The sequence below is a fragment of the Leptospira bouyouniensis genome (assembly GCF_004769525.1).
Classification (GTDB): Bacteria; Spirochaetota; Leptospiria; order Leptospirales; family Leptospiraceae; genus Leptospira_A; species Leptospira_A bouyouniensis.
In genome coordinates this window covers 799,239-821,077 of record NZ_RQFT01000003.1, presented here as the reverse complement: position 1 = coordinate 821,077, position 21,839 = coordinate 799,239, and the positions used below count along the sequence as shown (strand labels likewise).

The following is a 21,839-nucleotide window of genomic DNA, read 5'->3' as shown; positions in this document are numbered from 1 at the left end:
GAAAATGAACCTGGCAATTCAAATTCCGTCAGATTTTAATCCAGTGGGTCTGGGGCTGATTGTAAAACCAATTTGTAGAGATTTTTTTGCTCACGAGAGATGCCAATTTCGCCAGTTTGATGGAGTTTTTTTGTGAACTCGGAAAGTTCCCGCACTCTCGCCTCAAATGCTATCCCAATTTTTTTATCTTCTAAAGCAATGTGAGAAAGTAACCAATTCCTAAGATCCTGCACTAAATGTAATCCCACCCTTGGATTTCCTAATTTGTATTCATCATTTCTCATTTTGATAAATTCAATAAACCGTTTGTGTTGGTTCATATGTTGGACAACATCAGTATACCGAAAATATCGCATAATTTTATCTTCCACACTAAAATGATCTTTAGTATACTCTATCGCTTCTGCGATCACCTTATGGAATGTTTCGCTTGATCCATCACCTAACTTTAATGAGTGATCAAGTTCTACAATCATCTTTAACAACCAGATATGTTGCAAATCGATAATGGGAATTCCAGTCGATAAATTATATGTTTTCCAAATGTTTCTAATTTCTTGGATTGTATCAATTGATTGTTCATGTAGTGATATAGTTGTTGTATCCATTTGAACAATATTTTGATAAATCAAAAGTTGTTCTTTTGAAATTGGATATTTACCTGATTTCAATATTTGGTTGCAATATGATTTCAAATCAACATTTGACGCTTTAAAAAATTCAGCATAATCTGTATCATCATGTAAGATATGTTGGAATAACCATTTTTTTAAAATTTGCAAAATCCCAAGGGCAGCCATTTGGCTATTTTTAGCTTCATAGTATTTTTCTGTGAGTTTTTCTACAAATTTTCTATGACCTTGTACATGTTCTTTAAAATTAGGGTAATTAAAATGTTCTAATATATCTTCTTCGAGAGCAAAGTGTTCAGCAACGTAATCTAGTGCCTTTCGAAATGAAGAATGGACTTCCACATCTGTATCATTTTTTTCTGCATCTACTATCTCCTCTTCTAATTCCAATATGATATGAACAAGCCACACATGTTGGAGGTCAATGATGGGAATTCCAAGGTGAAATGGTTCACTTAACCATGTGATTCGAAGAGAATCTAAATGTGCGGAAGAATCCTTTTGCATGATTCCACAAAAAAAGGCTCACCGGTATTGTCACACCAATTGAGGAAAAACCCAGGTTGATATTTATCAGTGAATTAGAATCAAACAAAATATCTTTTTACCAAAGAGTTTTTAATTTAGTATTGTAGTGATTTTTAGGAAGTCACCCCCGAGAGTTCCCCGGGAGTGATTGGATTTTGAAGGAGTTTAATCGTTATTAAACAAAAAATTTAGTTGTTAATTTAACCATCAATCTCACAAAACCAGAGTAAGGTGGATACATCAATTTTGCAATGGATGCTTTTGGTGTTTGTAAAACAGATCTTTCATGAGAAAAAGTTTTAAATCCAAAAATTCCATGATAACTACCATGCCCAGAATGGTTTACTCCACCAAATGGTAAATTTGGATTCACAAGGTGTAAAATCACATCGTTAATCACTGCACCACCTGAACTTGTTCTTCGAAGTACATATTTAGAAGTGCTCCTTTTTTTAGTAAATATGTACAATGCCAATGGTTTTGGTCTTTCATTGATGATATGTATTGCATCATCTAACGATTTATAGGTGACAATAGGGAGCAATGGTCCAAAAATTTCATCTTCCATGATTTTTGAATCAAGAGGAACGTGATTTAGGATAGTTGGTGCAATAAAGTTATCAGAACTTCTTACCTCACCACCATAAGCAATTTTTGCTCCTTTTTTCACAGCATCATCAATATAGGAAGAAACTCTCGAAAAGTTTTTTGCATTCACAATCCGGCAAAAATCTGTACTAGCCGCAAAATTCTCAGGTTTTGATTTAAAGAAACTTTCCGTTGTATCTTTTGCGTGTTTTACAAACTCTTCTACTTTCGATTCCGGAATGAGTAGGTAATCAGGTGCTACACAAGTTTGCCCAGCATTTAAAAACTTTCCCCACATAATTCTTTCAGCCGCTACTTTTAGATCTGCATCTTCAGCAATTATTGAAGGAGATTTTCCACCTAACTCAAGGGTAACGCTCGTAAGGTTTTTTGCGGCTGCAGCCATTACAATTTTACCAACAGGAGTGGAACCTGTGAAAAAAATGTGATCAAAGGGAATCTCTAGAAGAGCAGTCGCAACGCTAACATCCCCTTCAAAAACTGCAACTTCCTCTTCTGAAAAAATCTCACCTAACATTGAATTGATTACATTCGCTGTATTAGGTGTAAATTCTGATGGTTTTAACATCACTGTGTTTCCAGCAGCAATCGCTGCAGCAAGAGGTGCAATGGCTAAATGGAATGGGTAGTTCCAAGGAGCAATGATGAGACAAACACCCTTTGGTTCGTACACAATTCTACTTGTGGCACCAAGAAGTGTCGGAGGTGTCATCACATTCTTTGGGCGCATCCAATGTTTGATGTGTCGAATTGCATCGTTGATTTCAGCAATTGTAGGTAAAATTTCTGTGATATCCACTTCCCCTGCAGATTTTTTAAAATCAGAATGGAGAGCTTTTTGTATTTCTGTTTGGTATTTTAAAACAACGTCTTTTAGTTTCTTTAGTTTTTGAATTCGTGTTTTGAAATTCGTCAAACGAAGTTCGAGAGCTTTTTTCTTTTGTGCTTTAAAAATTCTATCGATGTCTTTGGGAGTAAAACTTTTGGTTTGGATGACGGCTGTGTTACTAACATTTGCCGAAGAAAGAGTAGCTTGGGTCATGGGAATCTCCGTATTACTGACTCTCGTTCAGTTAGAGAGGGAATTCAAGAACTTTTTCGAGATTCTAGGCGATTCTATGTCTTTTTTATGCCAAAAAACCCTTCCCGAACCCTGGGGGAGGGCCATTTTGCACGTAAAGTTTGGCTCGTTCCAAATAAAGTAGAGCGGCTTTGTCGGATGGATCCCTCTCTAGTACCTTAGAAAATCCAAGTTCCGCAGCACCAAAGTCTCCATCCCAAAACAAATTGACACTTTCCTCAAATTGTTCTTTGGTTTGGATTTTTAAGGAAAAGGATTCTTCCACACCTTCTACCAAAACTTGAGCAATACCAATTAACTTCTGTTTGGCTGGTATTTTTATAAAATCCAATAATCGATGCGGATAAGAATCTGGTTCTTTCAATTCCAAAAGTGCATCCAAACTTAAAATAATCTTAGCCCCATATTTTTTGGTCATTGATTCCAAGGAATTGGCGACACCCATGGAATCAGATAATACAGCCGATTCAATTCGTTGTTCTTCTCCAACAATTCCTAACATCAATTCGCCAAAATGAATTCCAACACCAATTTGAATTTCACCAACACGATGGTTATGCTTAGCCTTATTCCACTTATCGATAGTTTTGTGCATTTGTATTGCGGCAGAGAGGGCATCCTCTGGTTGCTTCTCAAACAAAGCAAAGATGGCGTCTCCAACATATTTTTCAATAAAACCATTGTGAGAGCGAATGATAGGACCAACTTGTCTGAGATAATCGTTCAAAAATAAAAAAGTTTCTTCAGGACTCAGTGTTTCTGATATCGCAGTAAAATCGCGAATATCAGAAGATAAAACAGACATATGTTTAACAATGAAGTCACCGCGTTTTACCTTTGATTCATCTTTTTTAGAAAACAATTGGATGAGTCGCAAAGGAACGAATTTTGAGTAAACTTGGTTAGATGATTCAAGTCGATTGTTCACTTCAATGAGTTCAGTCGTCAAAGTGTCCATTGAGGAATAAAAACGAGCATTCCTTCTTGCGAGTAAAATACTTTGGAACAGAAAAAATACAAACAATGAAAAAGGCATTAGAGGTTGTGCTTGGAACCAATAATTACCAGCCATCAAATCGTGAGTTGATCCTAACATCAATATGAGAGATCCGTAAAAAACCAAACTACTATCACGTTTTCTCTGACGGTATATCCTGAGAATTACGTAAAAGGAACAAACACTAAAAAATAAAATAAAAACTTGTGAGATAATATTCGTTGTAGTAAAGAGTTTTGGATCGGTGAGTATCACAAACAAAACATATACAATGCTAAAACTCCAACAAAATTTTAACATCCAATCCGGCACTTCTGATTTACCAGGGAATAAACTTCTTAAATAACTTAAGAAAAAACAAACAAGAAGTGGAGCAGAAGTATAATCCAATACTTGCATCCAATTCCAAGAAAAATCTGGAAAAGCATAGATAATATAAAAATTATCTAAGACAACTAATCTTATTCCTGTGAATAAACAAAAAAAAGCAAAGAATAACGAACTTTTCTCCTGACGACGAAAGAAAAACACAGTGAGTTGGTAAAGTGCCATTGTAAGCATCGCACCAAAAACAAAAACTTCACCAGCGGAATACATTAATGATTCATTTTGGATGACTTCTTTGGTACCCATTTCAATGGGTTTGCGATATCCACCTCGAGCATGGTGAAAATTACTCACAACATATATGATTTCTTGCTCATAAGATTCTGGTTGAAAAGATACATACTGGATTTGGTATTTTGGTTTTGCAGACAGTTCGTCTGTACCAACAACACCTGAATAAGCAATTTTTTGGCGATTGATGTACAACTCATAAGCGCTTGTTGCAGGTTGTACTCTTAAATAATAACGAATGTTAGGATCTGGAACTTTCACTACCAAACGAAAGCTAGCATACCCATCCCCTCCCTCACCTTCAGGTCGACTGGAGTTCCATGAAGATGGAACCTTAACATAGGCTCGTTTATTCTCTTCTATTTTTTGAAATAAAGACTCTCCATACAATTCGTTCCAATAGTATTCCCACTCTCCATTTAATGATATTTTTTTATGTTTTTGAATATAGGAATCTGGAATTTCAAAATATCCTTTTTCTGCATCCTTCGCTTTCTTAAAATCACAAGAATTACCAAAAAATAAAATAGAAATTACAATCAAAAGAAATGATTGGAGTGGTTTTATTTTTCCCATGCAGAAACCCCATCCCAATCTTGTCCAACTCCAGCTGTTTGGTAATATTCACACCTTTCGATATAAATTTGAGCGGCTATGTCTTCCGGATTGTTTGTATGTACTTCTCGAAATCCATTTAAAGCTGAAACAAAATCTGCTCTCTCATAATCAAATATGGCCGCTTCAAATTGTTCTCTGTAAGCAATTTTCTGATCGGAAATAGAGTCAATTCCTGGAATTAAAACTTCAGCAATCATCACAGTTTCTTGTTTGCCTTTGACTCGAACAAAATCTAAAATTCGATAGGGAATTGTATCCAAATCTTCATGTAACATGAGTGAGGTTAAACTCACAAGAATTCTTGCATTATATTTTTTTGTTAATCCTTGGATACGACTGGCTAAATTCACTGTATCGGAAATAACTGTGGACTCTAATCTTTCTTCTTCCCCTAAAATCCCAAGCATAGTATCGCCTGAATGGATTCCAATGCCTGCATGTAATGGCAAATAACCAAATCCCCTTCGCCTCTCATTGTATTTTTCCAATTCCCACTGAATGTCTTCGGCAGCTTTGATCGAATTTTGGATTCCACCATCGAAGAGTGCCATCACAGCACTACCGATGTATTTATCAATGAAACCATTGTTTTTTCTTACACAAGGTCCGATTCTACCTAAATAGGAGTTGGTAAACAAAATTCGATTTTCGAGAGGAATGGAGTAAATGATATCCCAATATTCCCAAATGTCCGCAAACAAAACGGTCATTTCCCTTTCACTACTGTCACCTAACTTCACTTCCTCGATACTTTCTTTTCCTAAATGGGTTAAAAAATCTCTTGGAATGAATTTTGCGAAGAATCTATTTGTAAGGATGAATTGTTCGTTGATCGATTCGAACTCTTCTTTCAAAAGTACTTTTTTTCGGAAGGTCCTTTCCGTACGTAGTGTAACTATTGTGGATTGTACACCAAAGAACAAAAACACAGCAATTTGGGATAAGGATGATTCACCTTCACCTGCATACGCAAGGAATACATCATACGCAAATCCAAAAAACAATATCAGATATCCCAAAAAGAATATATGTGAATCAGGTAATCCCTTCACCACCATCTGGTACAAACGTATTCCTAAAAATACTGCGAATACTATTCCCAATACTTGGAATACAACTTCAAACTCAGTATAAAATTCAGGTTTGATGATAAGTCCATATGCTAGAATGAATTGAACAAAGGCACTAAAGTATCGAATGATTTTGGTTTCGATGAAACGAGGAAACAGACCATCAACAAACCACAAAAACAAAATTCCCAAAACAAAAACGGAAGCATATTCTACATAAATCACAAGTTCCCAAGGGATATTGGGAAACATTGCATAGATGGTTTTACTTCCTATAAATGGTAAACGTATCGCAAATACCAAACAAAAGAATCCAAAATAGAATGCTTCTCTTTGTTTGTTACGATAGAAAAACAAAATAAAATGATACAAACCAAACATAAACAAGGCACCTGTAAGGGCTATGTCTACCGTACTTTCTGCCAAAATATAGTTTTGAACAGTTTCTGCTGTTCCAAAAATGGGAACGTTCGGTAGCCCACCTTCCTTGTGATGAAAATTGCTGACTTCAATTTTGATTTGGATGTGATCCTTTGTGACAAAAGTAAAACTTTGTCCTTGTGCACTTGGAATCGTTGAGCTTTTATCTTTGCCAGGTAGGCCCGACAGTAATGTTCGATTAGCAGCAGTTACTCGAAAACTTGTTCTCACTTCTGGTAAATACAAAGAATAAATCTGCAAATCACTCGGAAGAAGAATATCTAATACATACGTACCATAACCTTTGCCATCTATTAGCCCGGAACGAAGTGGCACTTCATTCCAAAGTGCTGGCACAGGCAAAAAAGTATAATTCGCATCAGGTGCAATCTCCCCTAATTCATTTGGATAAAATTTCCACTCTCCATGGAGTGTGATTGCCTTTCCCGTTTTCCATGGGAACAACCGGAGGTCCAACGTTCCAGATGTTATCTCCTGGGATGGAGACACAAGTTGGCATGACATGGTTAGAAAAACGAGACAAAGAGTGATGCGATTCTGAAGGGTCATCCCTAACCTTCAGAGACATTTCCGACGGTTATTTGGAAAGGAAGTTTTCAAAATGAAAAAAATAATATTTTTTAGTTTGTACGAAGTACTCCTTAAGCTATTATGTCTCCTAAATGGCATCTTCTTCCGGACCCAACAAAGCTGCGCTTGCATACCAAATTTTAGGCCAGTACCTACCGGATGAAGTGTTCGCCCATTTAACAGATTCCGAAATTGAATCCTTGTTGTTGAAAGTGGAAACGAACCCTTCACCAACCAAAGGCCAAGAAAAAGACATCTTATTATCTTTCACCAATTTCCTTCAAAAAAAAGGAATCCAGTCAAACCAAAGGAAACCAAACCCAGCGGTTCGCGGCATGGGTAGCACTGTTTCTACTTCGATTCCTTATGGGAATCCCACATCCCACGGATATCCAAATGAAAATGGTATGAAAACCGAGTTTTCCCAAGGAAAAACACCAATCACTGGTGGAAATGGGAATGTTTACAATGTTTCCCGCAATCTTGAAATGCCGAATGGAGCCAACAGTGCACAAGAACCGCCGGAATCGAATGAACTGTACTCATTAATTGAAGAAATTCTAAAAGAAGAAGATGCCAAGCGGGTTGGACCAATTTGGGCAGAACTCCCAAAGTTTTCAACGGAGATGTTACGAAACCTAAGTTCAGATGAATCACCAGAGGTGGTGGCAAGAGTTCTGAGTTTTTCGGATCCAGAAACCGCATCGGAAGTGCTAGCGGAATACCCAGAATCCCTCCGCGAAGAAGTCATTTTGGCACTCGCTGGAATCGATTTCCATTCCGACAGAGAAAGGGACCAATTAGAACGTTTCCTACGATTCAAAATGGAACTGATCGAGAAAAAAATGCCGGTCTCCAAAATCCGAAGCCGGAAAGCCAAAACCGCCGGTGAAATCCTGACAAGACTTCCTTTTTTGCCATCTCAAAATTTAATTGAACGAATTCAGAAAAAAAGCCCAGAATATGCCGAAACTATAGTAGAACACTACTTTCGTTTGGAAGACCTCCTTCATTTAGGAAGGACAAGTCTCACTCGATTTTTTTCCGAGATCCACCCTCTTGTCATTGCATGTGCGCTAAAAGGGGTAGAGACTGAATTTCGTGACCAGGTATATTCCAATTTGGAATCTTGGCTTGTGAAAGAGATAAAGATCGAATGGGATTCGTTAGGTCCTGTTTCACTAGCAGAGATTGAAGAAGCCCAAAAGGGAATCTTGGATCGTTTGCGGGAAGCAATGGATGAAGGCAAAGTGAAACTTTGGAGATTGAAGTAAGGATATGGCAAAACTAGTTTTTAAACCCATTCAAATTGCCGACTTACAAGAAGAAGTTGAAATCCAACTTCCTGATAAGTACAAAAAATTTCATAAAACTGATGAACAAGAAGACTTCGAGATAGACCAAGAAGGGAATATCATCGAACAATACCAAGGTCCATCGATTGAAGAGATCGAAGCGGAGCTCCAAAGGTATCGCCAAGAAACTGAAGAACAAGTACGCCAATTATTAGAAGACGCAAAAAAACAAGCGAAGGCCATTGAAGAAGAAGGAAGGACCAAAGCCTTCCAAATGGTCCAAGATTCTAAAGAAAAAATCAAACTAGAAGAAGACTCTGGTCGTGCTAAAGCGGAACAAATCTTAGATCGTGCGAAGATGGAAGTCGAACGTATGATCAAAGAAGCTGAAATGAAACAGGCTGAGATCGAACACGAGGCATACCAAAAAGGGTATGATGCAGGTCGTGAAGTTGGATTCAAAAAAGGCCAAGGGGAAGTGAGACGACTTATTGACCGATTGGGAACCATCATAGGAAAGGCAATTGATATTCGTGAAGAAATGATTGCTGCTTCCGAAAAACAAATGGTAGAGATGATTCTTGTGATTGCTAGAAAAGTAATCAAAGACGAAATCATTGAACGTAAAGAAATTGTACTCAATAATATTCGAGAGGCGATGAAACGAATTAAAGATCGAGATCGTATCGATATTCGTGTGAACTTCGCTGACCTTGAACTGACAACTGCTCATAAAGATGAACTCATCAAATTAATGGAATCACTCAGAAAGGTAAATATCTACGAAGATTCAAGAGTGGATCGTGGTGGTGTGATCATCGAAACAGATGTGGGAGCTATCGACGCAAGGATTTCTACTCAGCTCAAAGAAATCGAAGAGGCAATTCGAAACGTAGAACCAATATGATTTCGAAAGCCCGTTTATTCCAATTTTTATTTGGGTTCTCTTTGTTTTTTTCACCAACTGTTTTCAGTTTGGTGGCTGAACCTTGTGGAACCATGATTTCCTCTTTTGAAAAACCTATAGTTCTAAAATCAGATTGGTATTTTCGCAAAGGTGACAATTTAGATTGGCGTGATGAGTCAGTTGAGGAAACATTTTGGGTAAAACGATCTGTCCCAGATTACGGCATATCTAAAACCGAGAACCTAACAGGATATCATTGGTATCGCTGTTCATTTTATTTACCTGACAATTATACAACTCCAGTCGAACCAATTGCTATCCAATTAGGGCGAATTCGTGATATTGATGAATTTTACCTCAATGGAACTTTGATTGATAAAACTGGATCTGTACTTCCTAGAATGGAAGTTGATTTTCAAAAGATTAGAATCTATTCTCTGCCAACCCATTTACTAAAACCTGGTTTAAATGTAATGGCAATTCGGATTTATGCTGCTACCAATTTGAATGGGCTAAAAGAAGCACCTACAATAGCCAAAGAACGTTTGTTACGTGAATCAGTTTTCTCAAAAGAACTGTTTGCTATGGTATGTGGGTATGTTTTTATTTTTATGGGAATTTACTTTTTAGTAGGTTCCATTGTTCGCGGTAGAGCCGGTGAAAATTTCTTTTTTGCACTCTTTTCCATTTTTATGGGTATTTATGTTCTCATTCGAACCCAGCACCGAGATATATTATTCCAAAGTTTTACATGGTCTTATGTTGTAGAGCTCTTAGTTCTCATATGTTTACCTGTTTTTTTCATCAACTTTATGCACCAATACCTAAAAATGAAACGAAATATGGTATTACTTGTATATGAAATATTCCTTTCAGTTTTATTTATCATCACTTTATTCTTTAGAAATCCTAAGACATGGATATTAGTCATTGCACTCTTCAATTATGCCTTACCGATTGCAATGGGACTTGTGATTTATTTGTTTGTTAAAAACGGAACTAGAAATATTAAAAAAGTAAAATTTATTTTAATTGGAATCGCATGTTTATTACCTACGATCTTAATAGATAGTCTTTCTGCACTAGAGATTATTATTTCGATGCCAGGAACTTTATACTTAGGATTCTTAATATTCTTAGTTATGATTTCGATTCAATTGTCGAATGATATCGTTCTAGGATTGGAAAACTATATAGGCCAAGAAAAAGAACTCATCCAAATGGAAAGGGTAAAAACTGGCTTTCTCATCAACTTGTCTTCAGAATTTAAATCCGGAATGGAAAAAATCAAAACTGCGATTGATAATATTACAACCAATCAGGGTAAATCGCAAGTTAAAGAAGCAACAAAACCATCTACCAAAAAAGCTGCTAAGAAAAAAAGTAAAACTGTTTCTACTCCAAAACAAAGTGGAGATCCGATCAAACAAGCTGAAGACCACATATCATACATGAGTTATATGGTCGAAGAAGCAATATTACTCAGGCGACTAGAGGAAAAAACATATATTCCTTTTTATGAAACTTTTTCTGTTTCTGAATTGATTAAAAATTGCGTTGCTAGTGTTGAAAATCATCTAGGTCAACATAGAAAAAATGCTTTTATTGATGTGAGACCAAATGATTTGGAAATTTATTTTCCAAAAGAATTATTTTTCTGTATTTTAAGAAATTTAGTCGAAAACGCATACCAATACACTGATCCCAAAACTGATATTCATATAGAGTTTTATAATCGAGATGGCTTTCATCAATTGATTGTAATGGATGAAGGTATGGGTCTTAGCCAATTGGAAATGGAAACAATTTTCCAAAAATTTGTCAGAGGATACCGAGACAAAAAAAATGAAATTCCAGGAGCAGGAATTGGTTTAACTTTAGTTGAAGCTTCTACAAACTTTTTATCGGGTACTGTTAGTTTAAAATCAAGCGAAGGAATGGGAGCTAAGTTTACAATTCGTATCCCAGAAAAGCCAAAAAAATGAAATCCTTACCATTCTATCGTATTCTCTTATTTTTTCTATTTTTGATTTCGTTCAATTGTTCTCGTACAACAGACGAAAACACCGTCGTACTAAGGCTAGACGGAGAAGACTGGGGAATTTATTTCAATGATAATGCAGATCTTCTAAATCCAGAATTCAATCCGAATAATTTAGATATCATAACGGTTCCTAATAATTTTCGCAACATAAACAAATCTTATAGAGGATCCATTTGGATAAGAAAAAGTTTTGAAATTACCACGGAACAACACCAAAAATCATTAGCACTTCAATTGGGAAAAGTATACCAATCCGATGAAGTTTTTGTGAATGGAGTTCTCATTGGCAAAAATAACTCTGCTTTCGGTAAAGACCCAGAAGAATATGCTTTTGGTAGACCTCGAATTTATCCAATCCCTCACGATTTATTGCTCGAAGGTGAAAATGTTCTTATTATTAAAATTGATTCTTCATTATCCACATCAGCAGGTATCATCACTGGCCCAATTCGAATTCTTACATATGAAGAAGCCCTAAATGGTAACTTATATGATTCATTGGTAGAACTCATATTTGTTGGATTCTATTTATTCATCGCATTATTTTTCTTTATCAATTTCTTTAACTTACGAGATAAAAAAGAATACCTTAGTTTCAGTGTTTTAGCACTTATCTTTTCCGGTTATGAACTTTGCAAAAACGAAGTCCGATTTTTAATTTTTAATCATTTCGCCGTTTTAAAATTTCTGGAATATTCGTTTTTATTAATACTACCGTATGGTTTTATTCAATTTATCCAAGATTTTTTTGAATTAAAACTATTCAAATACCAAAGAATCTACTTATTGTTTCAGTTTTTCTTTATCGCTGTATTTCTGATCATTCAAAACCCAGTGTTTTGGTATAATTTTATTGGATATTGGGATATCCATCTACTTGCTGTGATCGGTTATGCGATTTACGTAACCATTATAAAGTTTCGAGAACAAAAAAGAGGATCTACGATCCATTTGTTGGCTCTAGTATACTTACTTTATTCAATTCTAAAAGAAATTCTAATTGAAAGAGGTTATTTAAATTCTCCATCTTCGCTTGAAACCAGCTTTTTAGTGTATTTGATTTTGATGACCTTAGCACTTCGTTTTCAATTTTTGATGATGAAACGAAAACTTCAGAATCGATATGAAAGATTAAAAGAAGCAGATTCACTTAGAGAAAAAATATTTTTTTATATGGATGCGATGATTTCAGGGCCACTGAAGTTAATGAAGGAAAAACTTGCAGCCTACAGAGAGTCCAACCAAAAAACAAAAGATAAAAACCTTGTAAAAGAAGTAATTGAAGTCCAATCGTCGATAGACAATGTGATGGATGATATTATCGAACTTTCCAGATTAGAAGTATTGAAAGAAGTTCCATTTAAAGAACAGGTGAACTTTATTTCATTTATCAATGATGTAATCCCTGAAGATGATATTACTTACTCAATCAAAGTAAATCCTGAAACCGAAATTCATAATAGTTTAGATTTAATCAATTCTGTAGTCGTACGTCTCGTAGATTTTCCACCGTTCAAAGAATTCAATCATAATGACTTAATTATAACTCAGGACTTAAAAGGCAATGTTCATTTCCGTTTTTTACTTTTTCATAACAATTCAAAAGTTGCGCAAAAGTTATTTAACGAATTATCTGAAAATTACAATCAATTAACACCTATCAAAGTTAAGTGGGCAATTATCTTAGAAATTGTGCGTTTGTTAGGTGCTAAAATTGATTTCAAAATTATCAAAAAAAAGTATTTAAAAATTGATTTAGGAATAGCAGCAATTGTACCTGTCTCAGAATTACAACCTATTCAAGAATCTAAAATCGCATCAAATCCGAATATCAATTCGAAAAAATCAGAAAAAGAAGATTGGAGAGTCACTTTAAAACGCATTTGGAAATTTTTAAAAGAAACTGAAATTAAAATTCCAAACTTTAAAAAGAAAAAGTAAATATCTTAATCTCTTCAATGATCAAAAAATATATTACAAATCCTAGTCCAGAATCATTGCTAAAAGCATTTTCTGGATGCAAAGAACTATCATTCGAAAAGGACGAATTTTTATTCCATTCAGGTGATGATGTTGCCTATATGGATCTTTTAGTAAATGGTGATCTTCAGGTTTTTAAATATGATGGAAATTTGAATGAAGTAACATTAACTTTTTTTAGACCAGTGAGTATCATAGCTGAATGGGCTGTCATCCAAGGGATTCCTTACCCTGCATCTGCCAGATTTACAAAAACAAGTACAATCATTAGAATGCCGCTTATTGAAGTTCAAACTCGATTAAACTCGAATATTGAACTTAACCATATTCTAATGCACTCCTTGATGAATAAAATTGAAACTTTAAACCTGGCAATCAATCGTGGGTTGACCATGGATGCCATGCAACGAGTAGCTCATTTTTTATTTTATGGAACTCCAGATTCTCTCGCCTTAAAACAAACTCAAATGGCTTCATTATTATACCTTAGACCTGAAACTTTTTCTAGGATCTTGAAACAGCTTAAAGACCAAGGTTTGGTTGATACTCAAAGAGGGGAAATTAAAATCCTCGATAAAGAAGGTCTATTGAAAATTTTAGCATAGTAATTGATTTGCATCAAGGAAATGATACTAATTTTGATTAGTATCGAAGTATGAAGAATTCTTTTTTTCAATTCAGCTTTTGGAACACTGCATTTCGTCCTTTCTTTTGGTTTGGTTCCGTATATGGAACCCTCATTCTTGGCTTATGGTTATTCGTACTTTCGAATATAATTACAAATCCAATTCAAATTAATTCAATCTACTGGCATTCGTATGAAATGGTTTTTGGTTTTACCAAAGCAATTGTTTTGGGTTTTTTATTCACTGCAGTTCAAAATTGGACAAATACTACGATATTAAAAGGTGAAAACCTTTTTTATCTAGTTATGTTTTGGTTATTAGGAAGGTTTTCTTTTTATTCATTTGGAATTTTTGGATACTTATCCTTTGGATTTGATATTTGTTCAGACATCTTAGTTATATATTTACTTCTTCCGAAATTAATCGTTCCTACCCAGAAACACAACCGGCCCATTTTATACCATTATGTAGTTTTCACTGTCTTTCATATTTTGAGTACATTATCGGCGTATTCAATTCTATATTCTGAACATACCCTACTCTATATACATCTTAGTATCTTCGTTGTTTTATTTCTAATTCTCATCATAGGTGGACGTGTGGTTCCTTTTTTTTCTGGAGTTGTGATCCAAGGATATACTTTCAAACGTATGCCAAAAATAGAAACACTTCTAGTTTATTTACCGTTTCTATTTTATTTCGCAAAACTAATACAAGGTTATTTTGGAAATACAAATTGGGGTAGTATACCATTTTTCCATAAACGAGATTTCCAAATATTCATTTTGGTTTCATCTATTGTTTGTTTTTTATTATTTGTTGCTAATACCATTCGTTATCTTTCTTGGAAACCATGGAAATCTTACAAAAAACCAATCCTTTGGATTTTGTATCTTGGATACTTTTGGGTATGTATTGGATTTTTATTGTATAGTCTTTCAGGCATTAATTTATTTCCAGTGTCTTCTGCAATTCATAGCCTCACTGTTGGCGGACTTGGAGTTTTCATTTATGGGATGATCACAAGAGTGAGTTTGGGCCATACAGGTAGATCGATTGTCGCTTCACCTTTAACAGTTTTTGCATATGTATTACTCAATCTATCCGTTCTTATCAGAGTAATTTTACCATTGTTCCATCAATTTAAATATGCATATTATATATCAGGGATTGGCTGGATGATTTGTTTTTTACTATTTTTGATTCAATATTCGAAAATCCTTTTTTCGAAACGGCCAGATGGAAAACTTTCATAAGCAATTTAGCGTTTATATGCGAATGGCTCGTCTAAAAAATTCCTGTAAAGAATCAAGGAGTCTTTCAGGATGGAATAACATTTGATAGCTTGCATTTCGCATCATAGAGGGAATGGTTGGTTTTTCCTCAGTTCCAATTGCTAAAGTATACACTTGGATTCCATTTAACAAACATTCACCTACAGCTTTGTTTACATCTTCAATCCCATACTTTCCTTCGTATTGGTCATAATCATTTGGTCGTGCATCCGTGATTAAGATGATCCATTTTTGTCTATGACTTTTTTTCTTTAAAATCTCATTAACATGCCTAAGAGAAGGTCCAACTCTCGTATAACCGATGGGTGATAAAGGACCCAATCGATCCCGAACACCCAACCAAGGTTCATTCATTTGTTTGAGGTGAATGAACTGATTGTGATTTCTTGTTCTAGAATAAAAACCTGCAATGCCAAAAGGAATTTTCAACTCTTCCAAACATTCAGAAAATAATAACAAACTTTCTTTTTCCACATCTAAAATACGTTTGTCATGAATCCAAGAGTCAGTAGACAAACTGAGATCTACCAAAAAATACAATGTAATGTCTGATACATCCCGAATAGGATTCATATAAATGGTTTCTGATGGAGTTTTTTTAGCTTTTAAGTCAGCATACCGATCAACAAGTGCATCTAAATCAATATCTGCTCCCGAGACCAATCGTTTTTTAATACGTGTTTGGTTAAGTAATGCTGTCATTTTTTTCTTTAATAAAAGTAGTATACGTCGTTGTTTTTCTAATACATCAGCAGTATACTTTGGATCAATGACTTTCGGAAACTCCTCTGCCACTGTGCAATAATTTGGTTTATATTTTTTTTGTTTATAATCCCATTCAGAATATAAGTAAGGATTCTCATTACTCGTATCGTCTAAAATTTCTGATAATGTGCCAGAACCTGACTCACTTGTTCTTGTAGTGTGTATGGGGTCTTCGGTTCGGATAATGTGTTTTAGATTGAGTTCCTGTAGGGCTTCTTCTTCCTCCATATCTTCTTCCCCATCAATGTCTCTCCATTGTCCATCAAACTCCTCTACCGTTTCAATTTTTTCAAAATTGTGACCTAACGTATATTCCTCGATTTTTTTCTCATCTACTTCTAAAATTTCAGCTTCAATGGGGTTCAATTTATGTTTAGATTCTTTGGATGAAACGTTTTGTTTTTGTTTTGCAGATACAAAATCTTTCCCAGTAGGAAAGTTCATACGTGTATTAGTAAGAAAGGAAGACGCATTATAAAAATATGATATAATACTTACATATTGTTTAGGATCTCTTTTACGAAGAGACAATCTTTCCTTTTGAATCTCTTTCCAATCAGTTTTGGCACCTGGAAATACTTTTAAGAAAGAACGGAAATGAGTGTAAAATGATAGTAAGCCAAACACATTTTGTTCTAAAGCATCGATTTTCTTTTGATTATTTTGTATATTCGCAGGCAAAGGTGATATTGCATCCGAAAAGCCAAAAGCACATTTTATATTAAAAAGGTATGACAGGTAGGCAAGTAGGATCCGAACTTGTTTTTTTGTATCCGATTCTTTCTCATACCAATGTAGCACTTCAGGAATTTTTAAAAAATTTTGTCCAAGTGAAATTTCCTTACCTCCATATAAAATGGATGTAGTTTCCGTACGTAATGTCTGTAGGTATTTAATGATTTTGATTTCCTCTTTTTCCATTTCATATGGAAAGTAAGGACTCGGTGGAGTTAGTTTTGTTTTCAATTTTTTCCAAAGTTTATGACCTTGGTAAAATACAAATTGATCCCATTCCAAATTGAAATCCTAAAAGATTAAATCAAAGCTATCTTGTAATGCACTAACAGTATCATCATCGTCTGTCAAAGGTAAGATGATTGCTGTACGACCTGCTAAACGAGAAGGAAGCCCTTTAGATATTAACTTAGCGCAGGAAACGAGTAACCTTGTGGAAACAGTTTCCGCCAAACCTAACTCAGGTTTATTACGAACTAAATTTGCAAACTGCACTAATTTTTTAGATATTGATTCTGAAATTCCAGTTTCTCCAACGATGATCTTTTCTTCTACTGATGCTTTTGGATAAGGAAAATCCATTCCTAAAAATCGTTGTTTGGTGGAAGGTTTTAATTCTTTAAATCCTTTTTGGTATCCAGGATTATACGATGCCACCAATAAAAAATCAGGGTGCGCTACCAATGACTCATTTTTTCGTTCTATGAATAAAGTTCGCCTGTGGTCCGTGAGTGAATGGATTGTGACAAGAGTATCTGGCCTTGCCTCGGCAATTTCATCCAAATACACAATCGCACCTTCTTTCACTCCCATTGTGAGTGGGCCATCCATCCAAATGGTATCTGCACCTTTAACAATGAATCGCCCCACCAAATCCACTGCAGAGGTTTCATCATTGCATAATATGGTGATGAGTTTACGACCCATTTGATGTGCCATAAATTCTAAAAATCGGGATTTTCCAGAGCCAGTGGGTCCTTTTAGCAAAAGCGGCAGAGTGTTCTCGGCCGCCATTTGAAAAATTTCTACTTCCTTACCGATTGGTTCGTAATAGGGAATTTTTGTTGTTAACATATGTTAATCTAAATCGCCAACATTTTTTCCAAGAGCTTCGTTTGATGGAAGTCCATGTCGAATGAAATCAACGATAAAATAAGTGATTCCAACTGTGAAAAGTGTTGCCGCAAGTAACATTCCAATAAAGTGGAATACGATTTCTTTTTGTACGACAAGAAAATCCATACCCAATTTACGTTCAAGGTATACTTGTGTGATCCCCGCGACAGCTAGAGCTCCAGTCATTCCTAACATACCAACATTGGATGCCCAAAATGCTAAATACCCTGACATACCAGTAAACAGTTTTCTACCTGTCATGTTTGGCATTGCATAAGAAATTACAGCTAACACTAACATGGCGTAAGCTCCCCAGAACGCAAGGTGACCGTGCATCGCAGTGACAAGTGTACCATGTGTCCATTGATTGACCGCAGGCCATGTGTGTGCAAAACCTAGAAATCCAGCTCCAATAAAAGACATGATCGCACTTCCAAGTGTCCAATAGAGTGCGATTTTATTTGGATGGTCTTTACCCTTTTTACGATACATATTGAGTGCCCAAATCGCCATTCCAAGGAATGCAAGTGGCTCTAATGCTGAAAAAATACCACCCACCATCAGCCAATACTTTGGAGTTCCAATCCAATAATAGTGATGGCCGGTTCCCAAAATCCCAGAAAGAAAAGTGAGACCAACAACCACATACAACCATTTTTCTATCACTTCTCGATCCACTCCCGTGAGTTTGATGAGTAAAAATGCTAAGATACCACCCATGATGAGTTCCCAAACTCCTTCTACCCAAAGGTGTACGACCCACCATCGAAAGTAGGAATCGAGGGTTTGGTTGTCGAAGTAAATCATACCTGGAAGATACAATAAAGCCGCGCATAACAGACCAAAGAAAAGAACTAGTTGTGTTGTACTTCTTTTTTTGGCTTCCCAAATGGTCATTGCAATGTTAAAAAGAAAAGTCAAAACATTGACAACAACCAAATAATCAAGAGGTCTAGGAATTTCTAAGAACTTACGGCCTTCCCACCAATTAAAATGGAAACCAACAATCGCGATAACACCCACCACAACCCAAGAAATAAGTTGGATATAAGCGAGTTTTACACTATACAATTCCCGGTCGGATTCTTCTGGGATGATGTAATACGCCGCACCCATGAATCCAGTTAATAACCAAACGACAAGTAAATTGGTATGTGTCGCACGTGCTGTATTAAACGGAATATAATCATGTAGTCCATCCATTCCAATACGAGCGAAACCCATGATAAAACCATAAACGATTTGTAATGATAAGAGTAACATACAAGTTGCAAAGAACCAATATGCGACCTTTTGTGATTGGAATCTCATTGTTTCTCCTTATTTTAATGCAGAAAGATAAGTTACGATGTCTTTTCTCTCTGTATCACTTAACGGTAACTTTGGCATATTTGTTCCCGGTTTAATCACTTGTGGATCAATCAACCAACGATTAAGGTAATCGGCATCAAACTTTGATCCAACATGGTCAAGTGTTGGCCCCACATTTCCACCCTTACCACCTACTGCGTGACAGGCGACACAAAGCTGTGAAAACTTTTCTGGTTGCGATACTTTGACAATATTAGTTGAAGTTTGCGGAGATACGGCTATTGCAATCGAATCAACTGGAATATTTGGTTTTGGAGGCCAACCATTTGCATCAATCTTTCCAACCCAATCCAAGAAGGCGATGACCTGTCCTTTTTCTTCTTTCGTGAAATTGTATTTCACCATTTTACGTTCCCCAGGGAACATCGCTTGAGGATCATCTAAAAACACATCGATCCAACTAACACCCCTTCGTTCGACAACTTTTGTCAAATCAGGAGCGTAATAAGCGCCTTCTCCAAGTAAGGTATGGCAACCCATACAATTGTTTTTTTCCCAAATCTCTTTCCCCTTCAGCACATCTTCAGTTAAGTTTTGCGCATTGGTACGGGCATCGTTTTGTCGAATGGAATCTATTGTGAGGAACACAAAGATTGCACTGAACAAAAACGTTCCACCCAGAAAGAATGCCCTAGCTTGCGATTTTGAAAGCATCCCTACCTCCTTTTTTCATTTTACAAATGTAAGTGCAGATTGTACAAATTGCCTTGATCTAAATCAAGTTCTTAATATATTTTAGTGTATCATAATATTCGAAGTAAAACATAATGAAACAAATTGAAAATTAGAATCATTTAAAATCTATTTACGATCCTTGTTCAATATTTAAAACACCGTTCAAACTGAACGATTAAATATAACCAAACTGATATGATTCCATAAATTATATAATTTATATTGAATATTCTGCTATTTTGATTTATTTTAAACGAAAGGAGCATCTATGAACACCAAGTTCGCAGAGAGTGACGAATCAATCTGGTACCCACCAGGTGGAATCTTGATTTGGCTCATTGTTTTTGTTGAAGTGATCACATTTTGTATGGGAATTGGATCTCTCATCTTTGATAAAGCTCAAAATCCAAGTGGTTTTCAAGCCATGCAAAGCCAATTGAATCGAAGTTTTGCGTTTTGGAATACCATCTTCCTTCTTACGAGCGGATTTTTATTAGCATTAAGTGTATACGCAAAAGAAAAACAAAAAGAACCAATTTTCATTTTTGGAATCTTAGGCTCTATAATATTTGGTTTAGGATTTTTGATTCTTAAATTTTTAGAATTCGAAAATAAATGGAGTTTAGGTTTTACTTTAGACTTAAGTGTCTTTTTTAGCTATTACTGGTTGTTAACTGGCTTTCACTACTTACATGTAGTTGTTGGTTTATTAATCCTACTTATTGTATTCTTCACTCGTAAAAACATACAATTTGTCAACTTAGAAGCTGGGGCTATATTTTGGCATATGTGTGATCTTATTTGGTTAATTTTGTACCCAGCATTGTATTTGATCCAATAAGGAGAGCGTATGTTACAGATTGTATTTACTTATTTAATATTGTTTCTGACTGTTTACCTTTCTTTTTATGGGTTTGGATCATTTGTGCCTGGTAATTGGAATTTGATAGTTATGAGTGCACTCAAATTTCTTCTCATCTCGTTTGTGTTTATGAATTTAATCCAGGCTCATTTTTTTTGGAAAATCATTTTCTCAGGTCTTATATTCGTGTATTCGTTTGGGATTTGGTTTTTTACTTAAAAATGTTCCCAAATAGGGAATGGATGAGGTTTTTGTTTGAGGTTTCCAGGCCGATTTAAAATTACCACATCCATTCCTGTAGCATTAGCTGCTTCCGCTTCTTCAACAATGTCGGTAAAAAATCGAATTTGATTGGGCAAAACATTGAGGATTCCAACAATCCTTTCATAACTCTCTTTTTCTCTTTTGCCACCAACTGCCGTATCAAAATAAGAAGTGAAGTACTCTCGCAAATCACCTAACACCGAATATTGATAGATTAAATGTTGAGCTTCCACTGAACCAGAGGAATAAACATGATTTTGAATCCCGGCTTCTTTGGAAGATTTTAAAAAACCCAGGACATCTTCATACACGGTACTTTTGATTTCACCAGATTCATAACCCTGTTTCCAAATTTTACCTTGAATCGATTTCAAGGGACCAAATTTTCGATCCTTCTCAATTAAATATTCAAAATAAACGGAAACGAATTGCATAGAAAGTGTTTTTGGTATTTCATTTGCATTCAATTCACCAGAAGATTTTTGAATCGAAAGTTTTTGAGTTAGTAATGAATCAGAAGTTGATATATCTTTTTGGAATTCCGTTTGGATTTCCGTCCATTGGTCTTCCGAAAATTGATAGTCCTTTAAAAAAGAATGAATGTGTTTTTTCGCATAAGGAAAAAGAATCTCGTGGACAAAGGCAATTGGTGCCGTTGTCCCTTCTATATCAAGTAAGTTATGTTTAATCTGCATTGATGTGCTTTTGTTCAATTTTTAAAATTGTATTTCAAAAATGAA

General features: G+C 35.5%; 17 protein-coding genes. 8 read left to right on the top strand and 9 right to left on the bottom strand.

Annotation, left to right across the window (positions count from 1 at the left end; translation table 11 throughout):
* Window positions 1-35 precede the first annotated feature (35 nt).
* From EHQ43_RS05505 to EHQ43_RS05490, 4 genes are all read right to left on the bottom strand, one after another.
* Window positions 36-1,139: a bacteriohemerythrin gene (locus EHQ43_RS05505; RefSeq protein WP_135770320.1), complete on the bottom strand. Its 1,104-nt coding sequence runs from the start codon at window positions 1,137-1,139 to the stop codon at window positions 36-38.
* A 196-nt stretch (window positions 1,140-1,335) separates the two neighbouring features.
* Window positions 1,336-2,811 carry an aldehyde dehydrogenase family protein gene (locus tag EHQ43_RS05500; protein ID WP_135770319.1) on the bottom strand — a complete coding sequence of 492 codons (1,476 nt, stop codon included), beginning with the start codon at window positions 2,809-2,811 and terminating at the stop codon, window positions 1,336-1,338.
* A gap of 85 nt (window positions 2,812-2,896) precedes the next feature.
* Complete coding sequence (locus EHQ43_RS05495) at window positions 2,897-5,041, bottom strand: adenylate/guanylate cyclase domain-containing protein (RefSeq protein ID WP_135753283.1); 2,145 nt, start codon at window positions 5,039-5,041, stop codon at window positions 2,897-2,899.
* Complete coding sequence (locus EHQ43_RS05490) at window positions 5,029-7,143, bottom strand: adenylate/guanylate cyclase domain-containing protein (RefSeq protein ID WP_135739750.1); 2,115 nt, start codon at window positions 7,141-7,143, stop codon at window positions 5,029-5,031. Before EHQ43_RS05490 ends, EHQ43_RS05495 begins: the two co-directional genes overlap by 13 nt.
* Before the next feature lie 113 nt (window positions 7,144-7,256).
* On the opposite strand from EHQ43_RS05490, the gene EHQ43_RS05485 reads away from it, so the two are divergent.
* Genes EHQ43_RS05485 through EHQ43_RS05460 form a run of 6 tightly spaced genes read left to right on the top strand, consistent with a single transcriptional unit; the run spans window position 7,257 to window position 15,272 of the window.
* The gene (locus tag EHQ43_RS05485; RefSeq protein ID WP_135770318.1) at window positions 7,257-8,438 is read left to right on the top strand and encodes a FliG C-terminal domain-containing protein; all 1,182 of its coding nucleotides are present in this window, start codon (window positions 7,257-7,259) and stop codon (window positions 8,436-8,438) included.
* 4 nt (window positions 8,439-8,442) lie between these two features.
* Window positions 8,443-9,366, top strand: a complete 924-nt coding sequence (gene fliH, locus EHQ43_RS05480) for a flagellar assembly protein FliH (RefSeq protein ID WP_002973208.1) — start codon at window positions 8,443-8,445, stop codon at window positions 9,364-9,366.
* Window positions 9,363-11,351 (top strand): sensor histidine kinase, encoded by a 1,989-nt coding sequence (locus EHQ43_RS05475; RefSeq protein WP_135739752.1) that lies wholly within the window; start codon window positions 9,363-9,365, stop codon window positions 11,349-11,351. Before fliH ends, EHQ43_RS05475 begins: the two co-directional genes overlap by 4 nt.
* Complete coding sequence (locus EHQ43_RS05470; protein ID WP_135770317.1) at window positions 11,348-13,351, top strand: 7TM-DISM domain-containing protein; 2,004 nt, start codon at window positions 11,348-11,350, stop codon at window positions 13,349-13,351. Before EHQ43_RS05475 ends, EHQ43_RS05470 begins: the two co-directional genes overlap by 4 nt.
* A gap of 17 nt (window positions 13,352-13,368) precedes the next feature.
* Window positions 13,369-13,995 (top strand): Crp/Fnr family transcriptional regulator, encoded by a 627-nt coding sequence (locus EHQ43_RS05465; RefSeq protein WP_135770316.1) that lies wholly within the window; start codon window positions 13,369-13,371, stop codon window positions 13,993-13,995.
* A 50-nt stretch (window positions 13,996-14,045) separates the two neighbouring features.
* Window positions 14,046-15,272, top strand: coding sequence for an NnrS family protein (locus tag EHQ43_RS05460; protein ID WP_135770315.1), 1,227 nt, complete (start codon window positions 14,046-14,048; stop codon window positions 15,270-15,272).
* 12 nt (window positions 15,273-15,284) lie between these two features.
* Here the strand turns inward: EHQ43_RS05460 and EHQ43_RS05455 are convergent, their stop codons facing one another.
* The 4 genes from EHQ43_RS05455 to EHQ43_RS05440 are packed head-to-tail and all read right to left on the bottom strand — an operon-like array spanning window position 15,285 to window position 19,952.
* Window positions 15,285-17,093 (bottom strand): nitric oxide reductase activation protein NorD, encoded by a 1,809-nt coding sequence (locus EHQ43_RS05455; protein WP_135770314.1) that lies wholly within the window; start codon window positions 17,091-17,093, stop codon window positions 15,285-15,287.
* Between the two features lie 9 nt (window positions 17,094-17,102).
* Window positions 17,103-17,885 (bottom strand): CbbQ/NirQ/NorQ/GpvN family protein, encoded by a 783-nt coding sequence (locus EHQ43_RS05450; RefSeq protein ID WP_135739757.1) that lies wholly within the window; start codon window positions 17,883-17,885, stop codon window positions 17,103-17,105.
* A gap of 3 nt (window positions 17,886-17,888) precedes the next feature.
* Window positions 17,889-19,238 (bottom strand): cbb3-type cytochrome c oxidase subunit I, encoded by a 1,350-nt coding sequence (locus EHQ43_RS05445; protein WP_135753289.1) that lies wholly within the window; start codon window positions 19,236-19,238, stop codon window positions 17,889-17,891.
* A 9-nt stretch (window positions 19,239-19,247) separates the two neighbouring features.
* Complete coding sequence (locus EHQ43_RS05440) at window positions 19,248-19,952, bottom strand: c-type cytochrome (protein WP_135770313.1); 705 nt, start codon at window positions 19,950-19,952, stop codon at window positions 19,248-19,250.
* A gap of 289 nt (window positions 19,953-20,241) precedes the next feature.
* Between EHQ43_RS05440 and EHQ43_RS05435 the strand changes: the two genes are divergently transcribed.
* Together EHQ43_RS05435 and EHQ43_RS05430 are read left to right on the top strand one after the other, a co-directional pair.
* A complete protein-coding gene (locus EHQ43_RS05435; protein ID WP_135770312.1) occupies window positions 20,242-20,814 on the top strand; it encodes a cytochrome c oxidase subunit 3 in 573 nt (190 codons plus the stop codon).
* A 9-nt stretch (window positions 20,815-20,823) separates the two neighbouring features.
* The gene (locus EHQ43_RS05430; RefSeq protein ID WP_135770311.1) at window positions 20,824-21,054 is read left to right on the top strand and encodes a prokaryotic cytochrome C oxidase subunit IV; all 231 of its coding nucleotides are present in this window, start codon (window positions 20,824-20,826) and stop codon (window positions 21,052-21,054) included.
* Here the strand turns inward: EHQ43_RS05430 and mtnC are convergent.
* Window positions 21,051-21,794 carry an acireductone synthase gene (mtnC, locus tag EHQ43_RS05425; protein WP_135770397.1) on the bottom strand — a complete coding sequence of 248 codons (744 nt, stop codon included), beginning with the start codon at window positions 21,792-21,794 and terminating at the stop codon, window positions 21,051-21,053. The two genes, EHQ43_RS05430 and mtnC, sit on opposite strands and share 4 nt — an antisense overlap.
* Window positions 21,795-21,839: the final 45 nt, after the last annotated feature.

Excerpts from the sequence above, each read along its gene's own strand:
- EHQ43_RS05495 (WP_135753283.1), bottom strand. The coding sequence starts at position 5,041 with ATGGGAAAAATAAAACCACTCCAATCATTTCTTTTGATTGTAATTTCT.
- EHQ43_RS05445 (WP_135753289.1), bottom strand. The coding sequence starts at position 19,238 with ATGAGATTCCAATCACAAAAGGTCGCATATTGGTTCTTTGCAACTTGT.
- mtnC (WP_135770397.1), bottom strand. The coding sequence starts at position 21,794 with ATGCAGATTAAACATAACTTACTTGATATAGAAGGGACAACGGCACCA.
- EHQ43_RS05450 (WP_135739757.1), bottom strand. The coding sequence starts at position 17,885 with ATGTTAACAACAAAAATTCCCTATTACGAACCAATCGGTAAGGAAGTA.
- EHQ43_RS05440 (WP_135770313.1), bottom strand. The coding sequence starts at position 19,952 with ATGCTTTCAAAATCGCAAGCTAGGGCATTCTTTCTGGGTGGAACGTTT.
- EHQ43_RS05430 (WP_135770311.1), top strand. The coding sequence starts at position 20,824 with ATGTTACAGATTGTATTTACTTATTTAATATTGTTTCTGACTGTTTAC.
- fliH (WP_002973208.1), top strand. The coding sequence starts at position 8,443 with ATGGCAAAACTAGTTTTTAAACCCATTCAAATTGCCGACTTACAAGAA.
- EHQ43_RS05490 (WP_135739750.1), bottom strand. The coding sequence starts at position 7,143 with ATGACCCTTCAGAATCGCATCACTCTTTGTCTCGTTTTTCTAACCATG.
- EHQ43_RS05500 (WP_135770319.1), bottom strand. The coding sequence starts at position 2,811 with ATGACCCAAGCTACTCTTTCTTCGGCAAATGTTAGTAACACAGCCGTC.
- EHQ43_RS05505 (WP_135770320.1), bottom strand. The coding sequence starts at position 1,139 with ATGCAAAAGGATTCTTCCGCACATTTAGATTCTCTTCGAATCACATGG.
- EHQ43_RS05465 (WP_135770316.1), top strand. The coding sequence starts at position 13,369 with ATGATCAAAAAATATATTACAAATCCTAGTCCAGAATCATTGCTAAAA.
- EHQ43_RS05470 (WP_135770317.1), top strand. The coding sequence starts at position 11,348 with ATGAAATCCTTACCATTCTATCGTATTCTCTTATTTTTTCTATTTTTG.
- EHQ43_RS05435 (WP_135770312.1), top strand. The coding sequence starts at position 20,242 with ATGAACACCAAGTTCGCAGAGAGTGACGAATCAATCTGGTACCCACCA.
- EHQ43_RS05475 (WP_135739752.1), top strand. The coding sequence starts at position 9,363 with ATGATTTCGAAAGCCCGTTTATTCCAATTTTTATTTGGGTTCTCTTTG.
- EHQ43_RS05460 (WP_135770315.1), top strand. The coding sequence starts at position 14,046 with ATGAAGAATTCTTTTTTTCAATTCAGCTTTTGGAACACTGCATTTCGT.
- EHQ43_RS05485 (WP_135770318.1), top strand. The coding sequence starts at position 7,257 with ATGGCATCTTCTTCCGGACCCAACAAAGCTGCGCTTGCATACCAAATT.